The organism is Neobacillus mesonae, assembly GCF_023715155.1.
Classification (GTDB): domain Bacteria; phylum Bacillota; class Bacilli; order Bacillales; family Cytobacillaceae; genus Neobacillus; species Neobacillus mesonae_A.
Window position 1 is genome coordinate 19,741 of the sequence record NZ_JAMBNQ010000042.1, and the last position, 22,300, is coordinate 42,040.

Below are 22,300 nucleotides of genomic sequence, written 5' to 3' on the forward strand. Positions count from 1 at the left end.
TCCCACAATATTGATAATTAGTTGTCATTATTAAAATTATATTTGACAACAAATTTTCAAAATGATATATTCATATTGTGAAAACGCTTTTCACCTATCTTTTTAAGAGATGATAAAGCATTAGAAAATAAAAGTTCTACATCAAAGAAATAAGGGTAGGAGAGGTAGTATGGACGTTCTGGATCAGGTAAAGAACAAACTCATTGTTTCCTGCCAAGCCTTAGAAGATGAACCGCTTCATGATTCATATATTATGGGAAAAATGGCTTTGGCAGCAAAACTAGGAGGGGCAAGCGGGATACGCGCAAACACAGTAAAGGATATCCAAGCCATTAAGAAAGAAGTGGACCTTCCTATTATCGGCATTATTAAACGAGATTACGAGGATAGTAATGTCTATATTACAGCAACGATGAAGGAAGTCGATGCGCTTTGTGAGGAAGGTGTCGATATCATTGCTTTTGATGCGACAAAACAAGTAAGACCAAATGGGGAAACCTTTCAGGAGTTCTTTGGTAAGGTGAAGAGGAAGTATCCAGATCAATTGTTTATGGCTGATATTTCGACAGTGGAAGAAGCCATCGCAGCGGAAGAAGCCGGAGTGGATATCGTAGCGACTACGATGGGAGGATATACTTCCTATTCAAAAGGAATTGTCCCATTAGAATTGTTGGAACAAGTCGTGTCCAAGGTTTCAGTTCCTGTCATTGCAGAAGGAAATATGGATACACCAGATAAGGCCAGAAGAGCTTTAGAAATCGGTGCACATGCCGTAGTGGTAGGCAGTGCGATTACACGTCCAAAATTAATAACAGAAAAATTTGCTAAAGCAATCAATGCTAATTTAATTCAGAAATAAAAAATAAGAGGGTGCTAAACATGAAAGGGATATTCACAGCGTTAATGTGTTCATTTGATGAAAAAGGGCAGGTAAATGAAAAGGGATTAAGAGAGATTATCCGTTATAATATTGATGTTCAAAAAGTAGACGGCTTGTATATCAATGGCAGTACAGGCGAAAACTTCTTAATTTCAACAGAACAAAAGAGACAAATCTTTGAAATTGTGAAAGATGAAGTAAAAGACCAAGTAACATTAATCGCTCAAATCGGTTCGTTAAATATTGATGAAGCCGTTGAATTAGCTCAATTTGTTACCGAATTGGGATATGATGCGATTTCGGCTGTAACGCCTTTCTACTATAAGTTCGATTTCGAAGAGATTAAAGATTACTATAATACTATTTTAGAAAACGTTAACAATAAAATGATTATTTACTCTATTCCAGCATTAACCGGGGTAAGTATGAACCTTGACCAATTTGGAGAGCTTTTTGAAAATGAAAAAATTATTGGGGTGAAGTTTACAGCGCCTGATTTCTTCTTATTAGAAAGACTTCGTCATGCCTATCCTGAAAAACTTATTTACTCAGGTTTTGATGAAATGCTGCTTTCTGCAAGCGTCTTAAATGTAGATGGAGCCATCGGCAGTACCTTTAATGTAAATGGAAGCCGTGCAAGACAAATCTTTGAATTAGCGCAAAAAGGTCAAATTGCAGAAGCCAGGGAAATTCAAAGAGTAACCAATGACTTGATTGCTGCGATTCTAGATAACGGCTTATATCCAACGATCAAAGAGATTTTAAAAACAAAAGGTGTTGACGCAGGTGTTTGCAGGAAGCCAATGAAGGCGTTGACAGAAGAGAAAGTTCAACGTGCAAAACAAATTGCGGAAAAATATCTTTAATGATTTAACACCTGGGAGGGTAGAAACATGACAGGTACATTTACAATACTCGACTATATCATATTGTTCGCCTACCTGCTATTTATTTTATGGGTGGGTATGGCAGTAGCCAAAACAGAAATGCAAGGAAAAGAGTTCTTCAAAGGAGACGGCTCTATTCCTTGGTGGGTTACTTCAGTTAGTTTATTTGCGACTCTTTTGAGTCCCATTTCCTTCCTATCATTAGCAGGTAACTCTTATTTAGGGACATGGGAGCTTTGGTTTGCTCAATTAGGTTTATTTATTGCAGTGCCAATCGCTATTTATTTTTTCTTACCAGTGTATCGAAATTTGAATTTAGATACAGCTTATGAATATTTAGAACGCCGTTTTGATGTAAAATTGCGGGTAATCGGCAGTGTCTTATTTATCATTTATCAAATCGGGCGTATGTCTATTATCATGTATTTACCTGCGCTGGCATTGGCAGCGGTTACAGGTATTCATGCAGTATGGATCATCCTGTTCATGGGTGTGATTGCCACGATTTACTCTGCATTTGGCGGGATTAAATCCGTTCTTTGGACAGACTTTATCCAAGGTGTGGTTCTCATTGGCGGCGGTATTTTTGCTCTGATTATGCTGCTCTTCTATATTAAAGGCGGTATCGGAGAAGTGTTCAAAACGGGTATAGCTGATACGAAGTTTTTCACGGATACACCGTTTTTTGATCCAAACTTTGTCAATAATAGTGTGATCCTTTTAATTGTAGGTGCTGGTCTTTCTACAGCATTCTCCTATATTTCGAGTCAGGACATGGTCCAGCGTTATTTAACGACAGATAACTTAAAAGAAATGAATAAAATGACGTTCCTAAACGGTATACTTTCACTTGGAACCGCCACATTGTTCTTCTTTATCGGGACTGCATTATATACATTCTATAAGCAGCAAACAGGTCCAATGCCTGATGGAAAAGCAGACTTAATTTTTGCTAACTTTATCGTTTCCCAATTGCCTGCTGGTATTTCAGGTCTATTAATTGCCGGGCTGTTTGCGGCAGGCCAATCGACACTTTCAACTGGTTTAAACAGTGTGGCAACAAGCTGGACGCTGGATATTCAAAAAGTGTTGAAACCAGATATGACAGATGAAAAAGGAACAAAAATGGCTCGTTCTGTTTCAACCTTTGTTGGGATCTTCTCAATCGCTTTTGCTATTGTTCTTGTCTATACCGATGTAAGTAATGCTTACGCATGGTTTAATGGATTAATGGGATTAGTACTAGGTATTATTGGCGGTACATTTACATTAGGCGTCATGACCAAACGGGCAAATGCGAAAGGTGCGCTGCTTGGTTTCATAGGAACAACGGTTGTCGCGATTTATATTTCCTACTTTACTGATATTTCATTATGGGCCTATTCCATTATTAACTTAGTCGTTTCTATTGTATTAGGCTATGGCTTCAGCTTACTTTTCAAAGAGAAAAGTAAAGCGGAAGAGGCAGATTTAACGTTCTATGATCGTAATAAAGCTGTTTAAGATCGCAGGGTGTAAAAATGGTAAAAATTAAATCGAAAGTACAAACAGATGTATTGGTTGTCGGAAGCGGTTTATCTGGGATCAAAGTGAGTAAAGAACTTGCCGATCAAAATGTAAAGGTTTTATTGGTGACAAAGATGCAAATAGCATCTGGTTCAAGCTTTTATCCCTTAAAGGCTTCCCTTGGAACACAGGTGACAAAAGATGAACAAGACGAAGAAATCTTTCTTCACGATATTGAAAAACTCAGCCGGGGCATGCACCGCCATGACTTGGCTGAGGTCTATGTAAATGAAATCCCGGATCGAGTGAAGGAATATCAAGATATCGGGGTTCATGCGAAGAAATTAGAGGGTGAGCGGAAGGCCTGCTTCGCTGAACATGAACGCGATATTTATCTATTAAGTGACTGGGATCAAATTCGTGAAAATGTACGGTCCATTTTTGGTACCTATGACAATCTTTCCATTATGGAAAAAACAATTGTCCTTACCTTGATCAAAAAGGATGGACGAGTAGCTGGTGCCATATTGCTGGATGAAAATAATGAGTTCGTCATGGTTGAAGCTAAGGCGGTTATTCTGGCAACAGGCGGGTTTGGAAGTATTTATAAGCATAATCTAAATCCGAATGATGTTGATGGTTCCGGCCATATTTTAGCTCTTGAAGCAGGGGCCCGTCTTGTGAATATGGAGTATATTCAGTTTATCCCTGGGATTACAACGCCAAAATATAAAACGCTTTTCGGAGAACATACGTTAATGTACTGTGATGATATTGTGGATGAGGCAGGAAACAGCATTTTGGATCCATTTCTTCCGGAAGGCTTGTCTAAACAAGAATGTTTAGAGATTCGGAGCACCCATGGACCATTCACCCATTCACTCTCATCCAAATACTTTGATATCGCCATGATGAAAAACATCATCGCTACTCATAACGAAGATGGTTTTAGACTCTTATACCGCGATGAGCTGTATGAAAATCAAGAAGAATTTTATACCGTGTATTTGAATTGGTTAAAAGAAAGAAACATTCATCTGGTGGAGGATGAAATCCGAATTGCTCCATTTGCCCATGCCAGCAATGGCGGGGTTTACATTGATACGTATGGCAGAACAGGTGTAAATGGCTTATATGCCATTGGGGAACTCTCCTGCAATATTGAAGGCGCTAATCGTTTGGGCGGCAATTCTACCGGTGCCTGTATGGTATTTGGAAAAAGAGCGGCAATGGATTGTGTTCAGTATACACGTAAAACGGACTTAATTGAAATAACTGAAAATGAGGCAGCGGCTCAGATTGAAAAAATGTTTGGATTCCACAATCCTGGCAAAAATCTGCTGCAAGAGAATCATATAGAGCAAAAAGTGCATCAAGTCATTGACGGGATAAAAGAAATTATGTGGTACCATGGCAATGTTGTGCGTGATGAGGAAGGGCTGTCTTCTGCAATTGAGGAAATTAAAAAGTTGGAGGCTTCCCTTGAACTTGGAGCTTTTTTTGAACAACAGCGAAATCGAAAACAAATGGTGAAGGCAAGAAACTTTCTAAAGCTTTCGCAAATTTTGCTTACGTCTATGCTGGAGAGAAGAGAAAGCAGAGGCGCACATTATCGTGAGGATTATCAAGAAGAACGGGAAGAATATAACAAGCGTTTGTTTATTTCGATGACAGAGGATGAAACGATTGAGTATCACTTTTTAGCCCAATAAGAAGGATTTTTACTCATAAAAAAAGGGAAAAACCGGCTATGGGTTTTTCCCTTTTTCTCAAGTTTCGTCAGGAATGAAAGGGAGGAAGGAACATGCAGCTTGGGGTGATCGACATCGGCGGGACTTCCATTAAATATGGGATTGCGACAGAACAAGGGGAACTTTCACACCTTCATTCAATCCCGACAGAGGCCTCTAAAGGCGGTCCTGTATTAGTGGAAAAAGTAAAGCATATTTGTGATCAGCTTTTAAAGGATTCTAAATTAGAAGGAATTGCCATTAGTTCTGCAGGACAAATTGATAATATTCATGGGACAGTTGTATTTGCAACGGATACGATTCCTGGATATACCGGAACACCGCTGGCGGAGTTGATTTCACAGCATACAGGATTACCTGTAACGGTAGAAAATGATGTCAATTGTACGGCTTTAGGTGAATATTGGCAAGGTGCTGCCAAAGGGGTAAGAGATTTTCTTTGTGTTACAATTGGCACTGGAATTGGCGGTGCGTTATTCTTAAATGGAAAACTTTATACAGGTACCAGCTTTTCAGCTGGGGAAATCGGCCATATTAATCTATATCCGAATGGCAAGCCCTGTACATGCGGCAATACTGGCTGTTATGAACAATATGCTTCCAGTTCGGCCTTAACACAGCTGGTTGAACAAAAGTTTGGCAAGGCCATTCCATTGGAGCAATTTTTTGAAATGGTAAAGGAAGGACATCCAGATGCCCTTGATCTATATACACAATGGACCGCCGATGTAGCAACAGGGATTGGGAGCCTTGTCCATATCTTTAATCCCCAGCTTGTTTTAATTGGAGGAGGCATATCTGCACAAGGAGAATTTCTATTACAAGGGATTGAGTCATCCTTATCCAAAAAAGTAATGCCAAGTTTCAAGAAACCGCTTAGTATAAAGATTGCAGAGAATGAAAACAAAGCCAATTTATTAGGTGCAGCAAGGCATTTTTTAAATATGAATCCAGTTACGTAAATATGAGGGGATTTCAATGGACACAAGAAAAGTTTCAGCACAAAAGCCATCCATTTTAATGGAGCAGCATAAGCACAATTTCACCAAATCAGATCATAAGATTCATGAGTATATTGCGAAAAATTCTGACAAGGTTTTGTACTACTCCTTAACTGAATTATCAGAGGCCAGCGGAGTGGCAGAGGCTACGGTTTTGCGTTTTTTTCGAAAGCTGGGATTTAAGGGCTATCAAGATTTTAAAGTGCTGCTTGCTCAAGAAATTTCAGAAGATGAGAACCAGACGAATGATGAAACATATGTCGACCGGATCCGCACCAATATGGTGCATGCAATAGAAGATACGTATAATATGCTAGATTTACAAGCCCTTGAAGATAGTATTGAGGCGATTTACCATTCACAGGATGTGGTGATTTTCGGAATTGGGTCCTCAGGGATTGCAGGACTTGATATGCAAAATCGGTTAATGAGAATAGGGAAACATGCTGACATTGTGACAGACCCTCACTTTCAAGTCATGAGGGCAAGCTCTTTAACAGAAAATTCTGTGGTGATTGCCATTAGTTTGACAGGGAGTACGAAGGACATTGTCGACACGGTCAAAATTGCCAAAGAAAAGAAAGCGACCATCCTGGCCTTAACCAACTATATTAAATCACCATTAACGAAGTATGCAGATTTTATTTTACTTACATCTGTGAAGGAAAGTCCGCTGGACAGCGGCTCCTTGGTAGCAAAAATTACCCAGTTGTATTTAATTGATTTAATTTGCACCGGAATCACGATGAAAAACTATGAAGCAGCAGAAAAAGTGAAGATGGAAATTTCCGAGAATATCGGAAACAAGCTATATTAGCATGTTTCATGGGTGTTAAGCACCTGGCAGCGTGAATGAAAAAGGGGATACACACAAATGATTTTAGACAATCAACGAAATTTCAAACAATATGAAGCCATCCATCAAGGCATGAGAGCAGCATACGATTTTATCCAGCGTCAAGACTTAGAAACGTTGGAAGTGGGGAAACATGTGATTGATGGGGACAATGTGTTTGCAATGATTCAAAACTATGATACAAAATCTGTAGATGAAGGCGACTGGGAAGCCCATAAGAAATATTTAGATATTCAATATATGATTGATGGAACGGAAGCAATCAAAGTGGCCAATATCGAAAAGATGGAAGTCAAGCAGCCGTATAATAATAAGGACGATTATTGGTTATTTACCGGTGAAGGCGACACGATTACCCTTCAAACAGGAATGTTCGCTATCTTTTTCCCAGAAGATGTTCATAAGCCTGGAATCCAAATCAATCAGGAAGCTGCACCAGTTAAAAAAGCGGTTATCAAAATTTTATTAGGATAAAACTATGAATAGGAGTCAATATAAAAGGCGTGTCCAGCACGCTTTTTATATTGAGCCTTAGAAATTAAATATCTATACCAATTTTGCGGGGTAAGACTTTTGGGATGCTAAAATATCAATGAAGTTGAAGGTAGTACGAGCATTAAAAGAGGTTTAATTGGTATAGACAACTAGTTCTTTAAGTGCTATGATGAAAGTGATTTGAAAGGAGTCATGAAAAATGAAACCTCAATTACTAAAAGGAATCGAAGTTTATTCTGAAGGAAAAGTGATTAAAAATGGCTATATCAAAATACAAGATCAAAAAATCCTTGAACTAGGATCAATAGATGAGCTAATCAATGAAGAAGAATGTGAAACCATTGCGGTTCCGTCTCACTTTAAAGCCGTTCCTGGTTTTATTGATGTCCATATTCACGGGGTTAATGGAAGTGATGTCATGGATGGAACGGAAGAAGCCTTAACCACAATGGCTGCCACACTTCCGCGAGAAGGTACGACAAGCTTTTTAGCTACAACGATGACACAAGAAAAAGAGCAAATTGAAAAGGCATTACAAAATGCTGGTCAATATATCCAGCAGCAACCTTCACATGGACAGGCTGAAATTTTAGGAATCCATCTTGAAGGTCCTTTTGTGAATAAAAATAGAGCGGGCGCACAGCCCATCCAGCATATTATCGATCCAGATCTTTCCCTATTTAAAAAATGGCAGGACCTCGCAAAAGAAACGATTAAACTGGTCACATTGGCACCTGAGCAGCCAGGAGGCTTAGAAATGATCTCCTACTTGAAAGAGAACGGGGTCATCGCTTCTCTTGGACACACGGATGCCACCTATGAAGAAGTGATCGCAGCGATTGAGGCAGGGGCCAACCACTTAACACACCTGTACAATCAAATGCGCGGCTTGCACCACCGTGAGCCTGGTGTTGTCGGGGCAGCCTTTTTGCGAGAAGAATTAGTCGCTGAGCTGATTGCAGACGGAGTTCATGTCCGCCCGGAAATGATTGATTTGGCGTATAAGCTGAAACAAAAAGAAGGGCTTATTTTAATCACAGATTCTATGCGGGCCAAATGTCTAAAAAATGGCTTATATGATCTTGGCGGCCAGCAAGTAACGGTAAAAGACGGAAAAGCACTCCTTCATGATGACACACTTGCGGGAAGTATTTTAAAACTAGGAGATGCAGTGAAAAATGTCTTAACCTACACTGGATGCACATTAGAAGAGGTCATTGAAATGACGTCCGCCAACGCTGCAAAACAATTGAATGTGTATGATCGAAAAGGCAGTCTCAAGGCCGGAAAAGATGCAGACATCGTGCTCTTGGATGATGATTTTAACGTTCAGATGACGTTTTGCCGCGGAACACTCGTATTTAACAAGGAGGAAAAGTAAATGAATATTATTGAAGTAAAAGACTATCAAGAAATGAGCGAAAGAGCAGCGAAATATATCATGGGAAAAGTGACCGCTAATCCCAGCATCACCCTAGGATTAGCAACAGGCAGTACACCTGTCGGGACATACAAAAACTTAATTCGTGATCATCAAGAAAATGGAACCTCCTATCGTGATGTTACCACCTTTAACTTAGATGAATACGTAGGGCTTTCAGGAGATGATCCCAATAGCTATCAATATTTTATGAATGAACAACTATTTAATCACATTGACATCAACAAGGCCAATACCCATATCCCCCGTGGTGACGCATCGAATCTTCAAGAAGAATGCATGCGCTATGAAGAATTAATCGCCCAAAACGGCGGTATTGAGCTACAAGTCCTTGGAATTGGCAGCAATGGTCATATTGGTTTTAATGAACCAGGAACATCTTTTCAGTCTAAAACCCATATCGTCCAGCTGACTGATTCGACAATCCATGCCAATGCGAGATTCTTCGATAGAGTAGAAGATGTGCCAACGAAGGCGGTTTCGATGGGAATATCAACGATTATGAAAAGCAAAGAGATTCTTCTTCTAGTGTCAGGAGAAAACAAAAACGAAGCCATGCACAAATTAGTAGGATCAGAGGAAAATGAGAACTTCCCTGCTTCTGTGCTGAAGAATCACCCATCTGTTACAATCATTGCAGATCAACCAGCACTTCAAGGGGTCAAAATTCCGCAGTTGTAAAAACAGTTTTTCACTTCGATTGGGGAAAGGAGGCAGACCAGTGAGCATGATTAATAAGAATTCTCCCATTCCAATTTATTATCAACTGGAAGAACATATTAAAGAATTAATCGAGAAGGGTGAATTAAAGCCTGGTGATGTCCTTCCGCCGGAAAGAGAGTATGCTGAAAAACACCAGATTAGCCGGATGACAGTGAGGCAGGCTTTTACCCAGCTTGTCAACGAAGGTTATCTGCACCGTATCCAAGGAAAAGGAACCTTTGTGGCTGAACGAAAAATTGAACAAGGCCTTCAAGGATTGACAAGCTTTACCGAAGATATGAAATCAAGGGGGCTCACACCGGGAAATGAACTGCTTTCCTTTAAACTGATTCCAGCAACGCTCACCATTGCCAGCCAATTGTCGATTAAAGAATATGATCCCGTCTACGAAATCAAACGAATTCGATTAGCGGATCAGCTGCCTATGGCGGTTGAAGTGAACCATATATCGGCCAATCTAATCAAAGGATTAACGGAACAAATCGTCAACCAGTCGATCTATCATTATATTGAAGAGAGTCTTGGTATGCGAATCCATCATGCCGCCCAGACGATTGAGTCATCTATCGCAAACAGCCTTGAAGCGAAACATTTGCACATCTCAACAGGTTCACCTGTCATGCTGATTCAACGAAATACATTTTTGAAAAATGGAACCCCTGTTGAATTTGTGAAATCAACTTACCGTGCAGACCGCTATAAATTTATGATTACAATGAACCGGTCCTAAGGAGGGAATCTTTATCTTCAGCCAATATTTCCAAAAGATGAAGGACTTAATCGATTTAGTGGAACAAGAGGAACAGGAAAAAATAAAAGCAGCCGCGCAAAAAGCGGCACAATGTATTCAAAAAGATGGAGTGATCCATGTTTTTGGCTGCGGCCATTCTCATATGTTTGGAGAAGAACTCTTTTACCGGGCTGGCGGCTTAGCTGCAATCAACCCCATCTTTATTGAAAAACTCATGCTGCATCATGGAGCGGTCCGCTCTTCCCAATTGGAGCGGAAAAATGGACTGGCCCAGGAATTCATGTCAGAAGTAGACATCCAGCCCAATGACCTTTTCATCGTAAACTCCACCTCTGGCAGAAATCCGGTTCCAATTGATGTTGCAGAAATAGCCAAAAATCAAGGTGCTTTCGTCATTGTCATTACCTCTCTAAGCTATGCCGGAGCCCAGCCTTCCCGCCATAAAAGCGGCAAATACCTGTATCAAATGGCAGATCTATGGATTGATAACCATATAGAAATGGGGGATGCCCTTATGGAGCATGAATCTTATCCAACTCCCTTTGGCCCCGGTTCCACCATTATCGGCATGACCATTTTAAATGCCATGATGGTCGAAGCCATTGACATTATGATTGAAAACCATTTCGACCCACCGATTTTCAAAAGCGGCAACATTGATGGCAGTGATGAACATAATCAAAAATTAATTGAGAAATATAAAAAGCGGATTCCGACACTGGATCTTTAAACAAATGGATGGTGAGATTATTATCCATGTGTTTTGATGGGGAGAAATAGAAAAGACGAAAGAGCAGTCCTAAATGTAAGTAGTTCCGTTTCGGTGGAGAAACATACCAAACAGCATGTTAAATAGGAGACAAAATCGCATACGATTTTGTCTCCTATTTTCCTCTTATATATCAACGGCCTAGAGCTATAACCACTTTAATTAGCCAGCAAAGCCGCAGCCTAAAAAACATATTGATAATAGTTGTTGTCAATGTGCTAATTACTATGTTAATTCCTATGCAATTTGCTAGGTTGTTTTTTACTTAAGTAGGTAACTACTTGGTTTTTTCGAAACATAAGTAGTCTAATCCATAATTGGGTAACCGGCGAAGGTAAAATAAGCGGAGATTTTTCCGCTATATGCAGAATGGAGCTCGTTTCGTGGAATATAAGGGGAGGTTTTCCGCTTATCCAAAGCAAAATTACCTATTTTCACATTTTTTGAGTCAATAGGCGGAAACCCTCCGTCTATTTTAGCTATTTTCAGTGTTTTTTGTTACTTAAGGGAAATTTCTCCGCCTATTTATCAAACTTGCCTTAGCGTTTAACGACTTGTACAACCTCTCCATATTAAAGAGCTTTTTTGTGTGCTAGTTATATTGTTAATTACTTGTCATTCATGCAACGAATTCTTATGTTATTTGTGTTGTGGTTTTAGATATTCACCACATTATTCGAACTACTTATCCTAAATGGCTGCCTTTAAAAAAATTCATTTATGATTCGGTTCACCAAAAAATGTGGTTTTTAAAACTACCTATTCGTTACATAACAACTTCCAGGGACATTCTTACATGTTTTTTTTATTGCAGCTACATCTTCAACAAGTTCCTCTACATTATGGAATACACGATTTTGATTGGTCACAATGGCAATAGATAAGGATACAAGTGGTACTTTTTCTATTAGACCTTGTCGATTTTCAGCTATGACATATTGCTGTAGAAGGTGAGAAGGAGTATAAAATTCTTTAATCATCTTTTCAAACTCTTCAATGAGCAAATTGCATTCTGATTGGATTTCATGATGATGGATCATCGCAATAAAATCATCTCCGCCAATATGTCCTAAAAAATATCCTTTATTGGTATAATGTTTTTTCAGAAGTTCCGCAGTAGATTCAAGGAGCTGATCCCCTTTTTGAAATCCATATGTATCGTTATAGGCTTTGAAATGGTCTAAATCAAAATATAAGATGCTAAACCTTTCTTCCTGAATCATTTCTTTTAATTTTGCTTCAATGATATGATTCCCCGGCAATCCTGTTAGAGGATTTAAAAAGCTCGCAAATTCTACTTGAACTTCAACTAACTTCATTAGTAATCTTTCAATACTAACCACGCCGATATATTTATTCTCTTTTGTGACGATGACATAATCATAACGATTCTGTTCTTCCCTTGCCATTGCCAGCTTGCTTACTTCTGTAACAGGTTGATAGTAATCAACAATGAGAGAATCTAAATGGGCTATTATTAATTCAACCGATTTCCCCATATAAAGGTGATACCCATATTGAGTACCAATTTTTTGATAAAAATGTGATCTTGATATAAGTGAAATTGGAACTTCATTATTTACGACAACAATTCCTTGTATGCTTGAATTATCAATAAAGATTTGATCTACTTCACTATTTAATTCTGATTGAGAAACACAAGGGACCTGTTCTACAATATCACCAATAAAAGCAACCATAGTTTTCATCCTTCTTCTTACACACTTTTCTATCTATTAAATAATAGTAAGGCGGTTTTATGATGCAGAATACTTTGGAATTTTCCCCGGCACCACTTCCTCTTTTGGTTTACCTAAAGCATATCCTTGACAAAATCTACTCCATGTTCACAAATAAAGGCCAGCTCTTCCAGCCTTTCTATTCCTTCTGCAATCATTTCAGTAGAAGATTGTTTGGCATATTCAATTTTTAATTTTACCAACTGCTGTTGTTCAATATTTTTATCGATATTTTGAAAAAGGGACCAATACAGCTTAATAAATTCAGGTTTTAAATAAATGAATGTTTTTAAACTATTGTACCCTGAGCCTGCATCATCAATGGCAATTCGAAACCCTCGTGAGCGGTAATTTGATAGAACCTTTTCAAACAATGGAAAGTCTGTAACAGCACTTTTCTCGGTTAATTCAAAAACGACCTGTGTCGGTTCAATTCCCAGATCGGATAAAAGTTGATATGTTTCACCGCTGTGATAATTAGTGTCTAGTAAAACATGAGGGTGAATATTAATGAAGATCAATGTGCTTTTCTCTTGTATATTCTCTTTGTGTCTTTCAATAAACCGTTTAAGCGATATATTTCGACAAAAACCTTCGAATGAAAACACTTGATTCGATTGTCCAACAAAATCATAAAATGTTTCGGTGTTCGTGAATACTTTTGTTGTACTAGAACGATTCAATATTTCATAACCGACCGTTTCTCCTGATGTTAATTTAAGAATAGACTGAAAAAATGTATTTAATGAATGATGTTTCATAATGCTTTGCAACTCTTTTAAACTCTTATAATAGTCAATTGCATTCCTTCTTCTGGTATTTAAGTACATGAGATAAGAATAAACTTGACTATTCTTTATGTCTGAAAATGATTTGAATGGTTTGGGATGATCCATGACTGTACCTTCTCTAGATATGTACATTCTATGATATCAATGTATTTTTAAGCGAATGTAAATTTTTGTATGAATTTTTGTAAAAATCACGGGAGAAATACACGCTAAGAGAAATGGAGAAAGTATGGAAATCGACAGCCGTTTAAGGGCTCCTGATAAAATAATGAGGTGATAGCTGATGATTCACTTAACATAAGGGATTCAAATGAGGGAACCAATATCCTTGTCCTCTAGTGACCAAGTAAATAACGATTGTCACTTAGCCTCCGTTTCTATGATAGGAAAAAAGGGGGACTCTCCCAAGAATGATCACCTAAATAGTATTCTGGTTCGATTGCTTGCCGGGTACCCTGCAATTCATCACACACGTATGAGTGCGTCTCTTTGTATGCATAAAAATGAGATTGGATATAGTAACATTATACTTTGTTATAACCGGGGGATATAAATGAATTTACAATCTGGAACCTATTATTGGCCTACAACCTTTCCTGATGCACCATCATACCCAGCATTAAAAGAAGACACCTCTTGTGACGTATTAATCATTGGGGGTGGAAGTTCTGGAGCACAATGTGCTTATTATCTTGCTGATGCGAATGTAGATGTAGCTTTAATTGAAAAGTCAACCATCGGCAGCGGCAGTACTAGTACGAATACAGCCTTACTTCAATACTCTGGTGAAAAGATGTTTACACATTTGGTCAACACCTTTGGAGAAGATTACACTGTTCGTCATTTACAGTTGCTAAAAGAAGCCATTAATGAAATAGAAGAAGCCTCCAAGAAGGTCGCCATTGATTGTGAATTTAACAGAAGAGATACCCTTTATGCTGCAAGCTGTGCAGAAGATGTTGAAAGTCTAAATAAAGAATATCAATTTTTAAAACAGCATAACTGTGAACTTTCTTTTTTAACAAAGGAAGAGATTGAAGCAAAATATCCTTTTAGCAGGGATGCTGCTATTTATTCCTATAACGATGCAGAAATCAATCCTTTCCGATTTACCCATGCCCTATTGGATTACGCCGCCAGAAAAGGGACCCGTCTATATGAAAATACGGAAATGAACGGTTATCATTATGATGAAGAACGAGGAAAGATTATAGTTTCGACCAAGACTGGCTGTTCGATACAAGCACGCTTTGTTATTTTTGCAGCGGGATATGAAGGAATGGAAATCAAAAAGGAGAAAAAAGCATCCTATGTTAGTACATATACGGTAACAACCCATCCAGTCGACGATCTTTCCCAATGGTATAATAGAACCCTCATTTGGGAAACCGCTCGTCCCTATTTATTTATGCGTACAACCAGGGATAACCGGATTATCATAGGTGGACTGGATGATAATACGACATACCCTGAAGATCGCGATAGTAAACTGATTCACAGGAAGAAAAAATTGGTGGAAGAATTTAATAAAATGTTCCCCGATATGAAAGTTGAGCCAGCCTATTACTTAGCAGCATTTTATGGAGGTATTTCGGATGGCATTCCGATGATTGGTCAATATGAAGAATATCCGAATAGCTATTTTCTATTTGGCTTTGGGGATAATGGAACGGTTTACAGCCAATTGCTGTCGAAATTGATTGTAAAAGAAATTGTTGAAGGAAACTGCCCAGACTTAGCTTTATACTTGCAAGATCGCCCTTTACTAAACAAGGGAAAACATTCGTAAAAGATTTGAAACGGAAAAAACAGCCTTTGGGGAGTAAATAAATGAATAACGATTGGAAAAATTTATGTGAGGCTGTTCCGGCCCAATATCGAAAGGTAAGCTTGTTATGTGAGCTTACCTTTCTCGGTTTCCTTATTCGTTTTTACTGATTCCTTTCTCGTATTGTGTTAAAACAAAAAACAATTTCTATGCAGTACAGGATTTTTCAGTTAAATAAATTTCTTTCTCAAGTAACCAGAAATCAGGTCAATCATGGTGACCATAACGATAATTCCAATAAGGATAATACCGACTCTATTCCAATCTCTTGAAGTTAAAGCAAAAATAAGGGGGGTACCAATCCCTCCTGCACCAATTACACCAAGAATGGTGGCCGACCGAACATTAATTTCAAACCGGTAAAGAGTATAGGAGAGAAAACCAGGGATAACCTGTGGAATGATGGCAAACCAAAGAGTTTGAATGCGGTTAGCGCCTGTTGCTATTAAAGCCTCTGTTGGACCCGAGTCCATATTTTCAATTTCTTCAGAGAATAATTTCCCCAGCATCCCTATTGAGTGCAAGCCTAATGCTAAGACACCGGCGAAAGAGCCTGGTCCAACAGCTTTGATAAACATAATCGCCATCACAAGCTCTGGAAATGTCCTAATAAAACTGAGTGCGAATTTCCCAAAACTTGGAATGGCCCTGCCTTTACTCATATTGGCTGCTGACCAAAAGGCAAACGGAATACAAAGGAATGCAGAAATAAATGTACCCAGGATAGCGATGGCCAACGTATCAAGTAAACCATGAAGCAAATCTTCCCCGCCTGGCTCAGAGATATAATTCCAATCTGGATGGAAAATACCGCTGAATATGGCTTTTGAGATCTGACCAGCGGTTTGTTTTATTTCAGGGAGTCCCATCCCGGAAAAAGCCCAGATATAAATGAGGAGTAAGGCTGAATAAATGAACCAGAGACCGATTTTATTTTTCTTTGGTTTTGGAATGATTCTTGTTGTTTCACTCATATTAATTTCTCCCGTAATTTTGTACTGATAAAGTCAATGAATAAGACGACAACTAGCGTATAGAGAATAATCGAACTCGCTTTATCATATTCAAGAAAGCCAAGTGTCTTATTATAAAATAATCCGATTCCTCCAGCACCAACAAGCCCTAATACCGCAGCAGCACGTACATTAATTTCAAATGTATACAAAATATAAGAGATAAAATAGGCCAAGACTTGAGGAATAACCCCAAACACGATTAGCTGGATTTTATTTGCTCCAACAGCAGTCATCGCTTCAAGCGGTCCTTGATCAATGGATTCGATGGCTTCATATGTTAATTTGGCGATGATACCGATGGAGAAAACAGTTAAAGAAAGAATGCCTGGCAATGACCCCAGTCCAAAAATGGCTACAAAAATAGCCGCTAACAATAAATCAGGTATGGTGCGAATTAAGTTCAAAATGAATCTGACAGGATAAAAGATCCAGGCATTTTGCACAAGGTTACTCGCAGAAAATAAAGTAACAGGAATGGAAAGGATCGCACCAAATGTTGTCCCAATGACGGCCATACGAATCGTTTCCAGCATAGCATCCGTTATATTATTAAAATAGCCCCAATTAGGAGGAAACATTTGCCCCAGAAGATCCATTATATTGGGAAATCCAACAATAAACTCGCCTATAGAAGACTCCGTTTTGACAGAACTACCCCAAATTAAAATAATAAAGAGTATGGCAGTTATATATCCTTTGATTTTACTAGGAGATGGAGGAATAGTCCTTTTTTGTTCTGGATTCATGACACACTCTCTCCTAATAGCCCACTTTCTTTAATCCCTTGCCCATAAATTTCAGCAAATGTTTCATCATCTGCCTTAGCTGCAGGTCCATCGAAAACAACCTCACCCGCACGCATGCCAATAATTCTCGTTGCGTATTCTTTTGCTAACTCAACGTGGTGAAGATTAACAATGGTCGTAATCCCCAATTCCTGATTAATTCTTTGTAAGTCATCCATAACCTGTTTTGTCGTTAACGGATCTAGAGAGGCAACAGGCTCATCAGCTAAAATAATCTTTGCTTCTTGAGCTAAGGCCCGGGCAATCGATACACGCTGCTGCTGGCCGCCAGATAACTGATCTGCCCTTGTGTAGGCTTTGTCTAAAATATTCACGCGCTCCAATGCATCAAAGGCAAGATTTTCATCTTCTTTCGGAAATAAACCGAAAATGGTTCTCCATGTCGAATGATAGCCTACACGCCCTGACAAAACATTCCGAAGCACGGTTGACCTTTTTACCAAGTTGAAATTTTGGAATATCATCCCAATATCACGACGGATTCTTCTTAAATCGGCCCCTGTAGCATCTGTTATGGAGATACCGTCAATCAAAATCTCTCCATCTGTAATCTCGTTTAATTTATTTATTGAGCGGAGTAATGTTGATTTGCCGGCACCAGATAATCCGACAATGACCACAAACTCGCCCTTTTCAATTTTTAAATTAATCTTTTTAAGACCTTGGAAACCGTTGGGATAAGTCTTGGAGACATCTATAAATTCAATCATGTTTATACCAACTTTCTTTACGTAAAATCAAACTGCTAATTGAAACGTATTAGCAAAAAAATCAAGCCAGTAATCTTGTAAACTACTGGCTGGCAAATTTTTATTAGTAGTAATTGTATTACTCTGTTTTTACTTTCTTTGCATAGTCGCGAACGATATCAAACACTTTATCATCTGATGGTGTATAACCCTCATGGGAGTATATGTCTTGGATAATTTTATGTCCTTCTGAATCTTTACCAATTGCAACAAAAGCATCTTGTATTTTCTTTACCCAATCTTTGTTCATGTCAGAACGAACAGAAATGGTATCGTTCGGAATTTTTTCAGTAAATTGAATCACCTTTGTATCATCAAAGACGTTTGGATAATCATTTTTAACAATATTACGTGCATCTTGGAAAATGACGGCTGCATCTACATCACCATTAAGAACAGAAAGTACAGCTTGGTCATGTCCTTTTACAGTAATTCCTTGAACGTCTTTTGTAGGGTCAATACCAGCATCCATTAATGAAGCGGCCGGCCATACATAACCAGCAGAAGAAGTTACATCTTGGAAAGCAATCTTTTTACCTTTCAAATCTTTGATATCATTAATTTTGGCATCCTTTTTCACAATAAACATAGATTTGTAAAAGTCTACTAATTCTGTGGTAGGTTGACCGGTTTGATCATCTACCCCGTACCGCTGTGCTTGAAGCAATACATTTGCTGCCTTCTTGTCATGCGCCATTACGTAAGCAGTTGGCGGTAAGAAGCCAATGTCTACCTTTTTGGAAGCCATTGCTTCAATAATTGTATTATAATCAGTTGAAACACTTACTTTTACAGGAATGTTAAGGCGGTCACTAAGTAGTTTTTCTAGTGGTTTTGCCTTTGCCTCTAATGTACCAGCATTTTGAGATGGAACAAATTGAACCGTTAATGTTTCCGGAACGTAACTTTTGGCCGCTGCAGCATTTTGGGCAGTGTCCTTCGAAGTACCACAGGCACTTAAAATACCCGCAGTTATGGCTAAAGACATGCCAAAGGCAGCGAATTTCTTAAACTTAAACATCTAGAAACCTCCATGAAAATAATAGTTTTGTTATGCAAGAGAAGTATAGCACCAAAATAGTCACATTTTTGTAAATAAATTGTATAGTATTTGTTAATTTTGTAATTTAAGGTAATATTTTATTTTTAAAAGGTATAATGAACACGGATATTTTTGAGGAAAAGGCGGTTGAAAAATGGAAAAGCAAACGGATCAGTGTGAGCTGGTCATCCTTGAAACAAGTGATATTCATGGGAATGTTTATCCAATCGATTATGGAACGAATAAAGAAGTAGATTTGGGTATCGCAAAAGTCGCAAGCCTCATCAACCAAGAGAAAAATAATACTCATTATACACTGCTAATTGATAATGGAGATGTAATTCAAGGGACCCCATTAACCTATCATTACGCTAAGTTCCTTAATCGGAAAAAAAATCCGATGATTAGTATTTTAAATCACTTGGAATATGATGCCGCAATCATTGGAAATCATGAATTTAATTATGGATTGGGTTTACTGAATAAATCGATTGAAGAATCAACATTCCCTTGGCTTTCTGCTGGTATTATCGACGATGAAACAAATCAGCCCGCATTCGGCCCCCCCTATTTTATAAAAACATTTCCCAATGGGCTGCGAATTGCGGTGCTGGGAATCACCACACATTATATCCCAAATTGGGAGAATCCAAGTCATATCAAGGGATTAACATTTGTTGATGCTTTTGAAACGACGAAAAAATGGGTTCATTCTATAAGAGAAAATGAAGATTTTGATTTATTAGTGGTTTCCTATCATGGAGGTTTTGAAAGAGACCTTTCATCAGGAGAACCTACAGAATCATTAACCGGCGAAAACCAGGGCTGCCGGATCTGCCATGAAATCGAAGGTATCGATGTATTGTTAACTGGACATCAGCACCGGCGTATTGCCTCAAAGCTGAATGGAGTAACAGTAGTTCAGCCTGGATGTAATGGCCAGGCAGTTGGAAAAGTAAAACTTCAATTTCAACGCCAAAATGGGAATTGGAAAGTGGTAATTACTTCTTCCGAGTTGTTAGAAGTCGATCATGATACGGCAGCTGACCAGGATATTCTAAAGCTGGCGGAGGAGTTTGAAAAACAAACCCAGGAGTGGCTTGATCAACCGATTGGTCAGATTACTGGAGATATGAGCATTGGTGATGCCTTCAATGTAAGGCTTCGCGATCATCCTTTAATTGAATTCATCAATAAAGTACAAATGGATGCAACGGGAGTAGACATCTCCAATACCGCTCTTTTTCACAATGAATCACCAGGCTTCTCAGAACATGTCACGATGCGGGATATTGTGTCTAATTATATTTATCCAAATACATTAAAAGTCATTCGAATATCTGGCCAGGATATCAAAGATGCCTTAGAAAAATGTGCGACCTATTTCATTTTGGATGAAAATAAAAAAATAAAAGTCAATCCGACTTTTATTGAGCCGAAGCCCCAACATTATAACTATGATATGTGGGAAGGAATCGAATACGAATTAAACCTTACAAAACCAGCAGGAAACCGAGTGCAAAATCTGACTCGAAATGGCAAACCTCTGAATCTTTCTAAACAATATGATGTAGTTATGAATAACTACCGCGCTGGCGGTGGTGGAGATTTTATAATGTTCAAAGACAAACCAATAATAAAAGAAATTCAGATTGACATGACAGAGCTCCTAGCAGATTTTTTTCTAAAAAGAGGAACTGTTGAAGCAAGCTGTAATCATAATTGGAAAGTTATCTATTAAAGCTGCAGGTGAAGGAAACCATGTTTGGGTAATTCCTTAACTGTTCCATTATAGGGGAATTTCATGCTTTAATAGGGAATAAAATGGTTGTAAAAGCTGAGTGTTTACTTATTTGAAAGTGGACACTTAGCTTTTTCTTTTCTATCGGCCGTTATCCTATCTGCGGCTTAGTACCATATATCCGCGGGTTGAAGTAATTTATCTGCAGGATCCACCGAAGTATCCGAGGTATGAAGCATTTTAAATGAAGGTTCAACCAAAGTATCCGCGGTATGAGGCAATTTATCTGTAGGTTCAACCGAAGTATCCGCGGTATGAGGCAATTTATCTGCAGGTTCAACTGAAGTATTAGCGGTATGAGGCAATTTATCTGCAGGTTCAACCGAAGTATTAGCGGTATGAGGCAATTTATCTGCAGGTTCAACCGAAGTATTAGCGGTATGAGGCAATTTATCTGCAGGTTCAACCGAAGTATCCGAGGTATGAAGCATTTTTACTGCAGGTTCAACTGAACTATCCGCGTGTTAACCCCAACCGGTGAAAAGCCAGTTCGACAGATTTTGGTGGTTTCACAAGAATTTAATTTCATTCTTACATTTAGTTCTCCAAAGCATGATCTTAATGATTCTTTGTGGCAATTTGATAGGAAAGGGAAAACCTCTATGGTGGAAAATATGGCTAACGCAGATGCAAAGGTAAAAAATATCGGTGACCACTTTGTACAAGAAGTTTATGAGATCTAGAATCAAAGCAAAAGAGTGATTCCAATTCTCGTCACTTCGATGAAGATTTTAAGAGGAAGTTGGCTTTATAGCTTCGATGAAGGACAGAATTCAGATTTTGGGAAGGAAATAGTCTTTCATAGTTTCGATGAAGGACAGAATTCAGATTTTGGGAAGGAAATGGTCTTTCATAGCATCGATGAAAGACAAAATTTAGATTTTGGGAAGGAAGTAGTCTTTCATAGCTTCGATGAAGGACAGAATCTAGAATTTGGGAAGGAAGTAGTCTTTCATAGCTTCGATGAAGGACAGAATCTAGAATTTGGGAAGGAATTTGTCTTTCATAACTTCGATGAAGGACAGAATTTGGAATTTGGGAAGGAATTTGTCTTTCATAGCTTCGATGAAGGACAGAATTTAGTTTTTAGGAAGGAAATGGTCTTTCATAGCTTCGATGAAGGACAGAATCTAGATTTCTGGAAGGAAAATTGTCTTTCATAGCTCCGATGAAGGACAAAATTTAGATTTTAGGAAGGAAATGGTCTTTCATAGCTTCGATGAAGGACAGAATTTAGATTTTAGGAAGGAAATGGTCTTTCATAGCTTCGATGAAGGACAAAATTTAGTTTTTTGGGAGGAAATGGTCTTTCATAGCTTCGATGAAAGACAAAATTTAGATTTTGGGAAGGAAGTAGTCTTTCATAGCTTCGATGAAGGACAGAATCTAGAATTTGGGAAGGAATTTGTCTTTCATAACTTCGATGAAGGACAGAATTTGGAATTTGGGAAGGAATTTGTCTTTCATA

At 38.5% G+C, this 22,300-nt stretch carries 22 protein-coding genes; 15 read left to right on the forward strand and 7 right to left on the reverse strand.

All coding sequences use genetic code 11. The features are described from left to right. The first annotated feature begins 169 nt into the window (after positions 1-169). The 11 genes from M3183_RS22730 (at position 170) to M3183_RS22780 (ending at position 11,021) form a co-directional block, all read left to right on the forward strand. A complete protein-coding gene (locus M3183_RS22730) occupies positions 170-859 on the forward strand; it encodes an N-acetylmannosamine-6-phosphate 2-epimerase (RefSeq protein ID WP_251473285.1) in 690 nt (229 codons plus the stop codon). Between the two features lie 20 nt (positions 860-879). Then, on the forward strand, positions 880-1,746 hold the full coding sequence (locus tag M3183_RS22735; RefSeq protein ID WP_251473286.1) for an N-acetylneuraminate lyase: 867 nt from the start codon (positions 880-882) through the stop codon (positions 1,744-1,746). Between the two features lie 27 nt (positions 1,747-1,773). Then, entirely contained in the window at positions 1,774-3,270 is a 1,497-nt protein-coding gene (locus M3183_RS22740) for a sodium:solute symporter family protein (protein WP_251473287.1), read from the forward strand. Between the two features lie 17 nt (positions 3,271-3,287). After that, positions 3,288-4,985, forward strand: a complete 1,698-nt coding sequence (locus tag M3183_RS22745) for an FAD-binding protein (protein WP_251473288.1) — start codon at positions 3,288-3,290, stop codon at positions 4,983-4,985. 92 nt (positions 4,986-5,077) lie between these two features. Continuing rightward, positions 5,078-5,986 carry an ROK family protein gene (locus M3183_RS22750; protein WP_251473291.1) on the forward strand — a complete coding sequence of 303 codons (909 nt, stop codon included), beginning with the start codon at positions 5,078-5,080 and terminating at the stop codon, positions 5,984-5,986. Positions 5,987-6,002: 16 nt separating this feature from the next. After that, positions 6,003-6,842, forward strand: coding sequence for a MurR/RpiR family transcriptional regulator (locus M3183_RS22755; protein WP_251473293.1), 840 nt, complete (start codon positions 6,003-6,005; stop codon positions 6,840-6,842). A 57-nt stretch (positions 6,843-6,899) separates the two neighbouring features. Beyond that, the gene (locus M3183_RS22760) at positions 6,900-7,355 is read left to right on the forward strand and encodes a NanQ anomerase/TabA/YiaL family protein (RefSeq protein WP_251473295.1); all 456 of its coding nucleotides are present in this window, start codon (positions 6,900-6,902) and stop codon (positions 7,353-7,355) included. A 220-nt stretch (positions 7,356-7,575) separates the two neighbouring features. Further along, the gene (gene nagA, locus M3183_RS22765) at positions 7,576-8,757 is read left to right on the forward strand and encodes an N-acetylglucosamine-6-phosphate deacetylase (RefSeq protein ID WP_251473298.1); all 1,182 of its coding nucleotides are present in this window, start codon (positions 7,576-7,578) and stop codon (positions 8,755-8,757) included. Continuing rightward, the gene (gene nagB, locus M3183_RS22770; RefSeq protein ID WP_251473300.1) at positions 8,758-9,498 is read left to right on the forward strand and encodes a glucosamine-6-phosphate deaminase; all 741 of its coding nucleotides are present in this window, start codon (positions 8,758-8,760) and stop codon (positions 9,496-9,498) included. 46 nt (positions 9,499-9,544) lie between these two features. Next, positions 9,545-10,270: a GntR family transcriptional regulator gene (locus M3183_RS22775; protein WP_251473322.1), complete on the forward strand. Its 726-nt coding sequence runs from the start codon at positions 9,545-9,547 to the stop codon at positions 10,268-10,270. Between the two features lie 13 nt (positions 10,271-10,283). After that, complete coding sequence (locus M3183_RS22780) at positions 10,284-11,021, forward strand: SIS domain-containing protein (protein ID WP_251473324.1); 738 nt, start codon at positions 10,284-10,286, stop codon at positions 11,019-11,021. A gap of 794 nt (positions 11,022-11,815) precedes the next feature. Here M3183_RS22780 and M3183_RS22785 read toward each other — a convergent pair. Together M3183_RS22785 and M3183_RS22790 are read right to left on the reverse strand one after the other, a co-directional pair. Continuing rightward, the gene (locus M3183_RS22785) at positions 11,816-12,760 is read right to left on the reverse strand and encodes a GGDEF domain-containing protein (protein WP_251473302.1); all 945 of its coding nucleotides are present in this window, start codon (positions 12,758-12,760) and stop codon (positions 11,816-11,818) included. A gap of 113 nt (positions 12,761-12,873) precedes the next feature. Continuing rightward, positions 12,874-13,695, reverse strand: a complete 822-nt coding sequence (locus M3183_RS22790; protein ID WP_251473304.1) for an EAL domain-containing protein — start codon at positions 13,693-13,695, stop codon at positions 12,874-12,876. A 448-nt stretch (positions 13,696-14,143) separates the two neighbouring features. On the opposite strand from M3183_RS22790, the gene M3183_RS22795 reads away from it, so the two are divergent. Further along, on the forward strand, positions 14,144-15,379 hold the full coding sequence (locus M3183_RS22795) for an NAD(P)/FAD-dependent oxidoreductase (protein ID WP_251473307.1): 1,236 nt from the start codon (positions 14,144-14,146) through the stop codon (positions 15,377-15,379). Positions 15,380-15,588: 209 nt separating this feature from the next. Here M3183_RS22795 and phnE (M3183_RS22800) read toward each other — a convergent pair whose 3' ends face one another. The 4 genes from phnE (M3183_RS22800) to M3183_RS22815 form a co-directional block, all read right to left on the reverse strand. Then, complete coding sequence (gene phnE / locus M3183_RS22800) at positions 15,589-16,392, reverse strand: phosphonate ABC transporter, permease protein PhnE (RefSeq protein ID WP_251473309.1); 804 nt, start codon at positions 16,390-16,392, stop codon at positions 15,589-15,591. After that, the gene (gene phnE, locus M3183_RS22805) at positions 16,389-17,180 is read right to left on the reverse strand and encodes a phosphonate ABC transporter, permease protein PhnE (protein ID WP_251473311.1); all 792 of its coding nucleotides are present in this window, start codon (positions 17,178-17,180) and stop codon (positions 16,389-16,391) included. The genes phnE (M3183_RS22800) and phnE (M3183_RS22805) overlap by 4 nt, the downstream gene beginning before the upstream one ends. Next, positions 17,177-17,950 carry a phosphonate ABC transporter ATP-binding protein gene (gene phnC / locus M3183_RS22810; RefSeq protein ID WP_251473312.1) on the reverse strand — a complete coding sequence of 258 codons (774 nt, stop codon included), beginning with the start codon at positions 17,948-17,950 and terminating at the stop codon, positions 17,177-17,179. The genes phnE (M3183_RS22805) and phnC overlap by 4 nt, the downstream gene beginning before the upstream one ends. Positions 17,951-18,068: 118 nt before the next feature. Further along, positions 18,069-19,010 (reverse strand): phosphate/phosphite/phosphonate ABC transporter substrate-binding protein, encoded by a 942-nt coding sequence (locus M3183_RS22815; RefSeq protein WP_251473313.1) that lies wholly within the window; start codon positions 19,008-19,010, stop codon positions 18,069-18,071. Positions 19,011-19,185: 175 nt separating this feature from the next. Here M3183_RS22815 and M3183_RS22820 point away from each other — a divergent pair, with 175 nt between their 5' ends. Next, on the forward strand, positions 19,186-20,772 hold the full coding sequence (locus tag M3183_RS22820; RefSeq protein ID WP_251473314.1) for a bifunctional metallophosphatase/5'-nucleotidase: 1,587 nt from the start codon (positions 19,186-19,188) through the stop codon (positions 20,770-20,772). 167 nt (positions 20,773-20,939) lie between these two features. Here M3183_RS22820 and M3183_RS22825 read toward each other — a convergent pair whose 3' ends face one another. Continuing rightward, positions 20,940-21,263 carry a hypothetical protein gene (locus M3183_RS22825; RefSeq protein WP_251473315.1) on the reverse strand — a complete coding sequence of 108 codons (324 nt, stop codon included), beginning with the start codon at positions 21,261-21,263 and terminating at the stop codon, positions 20,940-20,942. A gap of 267 nt (positions 21,264-21,530) precedes the next feature. Here M3183_RS22825 and M3183_RS22830 point away from each other — a divergent pair, with 267 nt between their 5' ends. Both M3183_RS22830 and M3183_RS22835 read left to right on the forward strand, forming a co-directional pair. Continuing rightward, the gene (locus M3183_RS22830) at positions 21,531-21,995 is read left to right on the forward strand and encodes a hypothetical protein (RefSeq protein WP_251473316.1); all 465 of its coding nucleotides are present in this window, start codon (positions 21,531-21,533) and stop codon (positions 21,993-21,995) included. A gap of 37 nt (positions 21,996-22,032) precedes the next feature. Further along, positions 22,033-22,300 (forward strand): hypothetical protein (locus M3183_RS22835; RefSeq protein WP_251473317.1); only part of this gene is annotated, 268 nt, incomplete at its 3' end.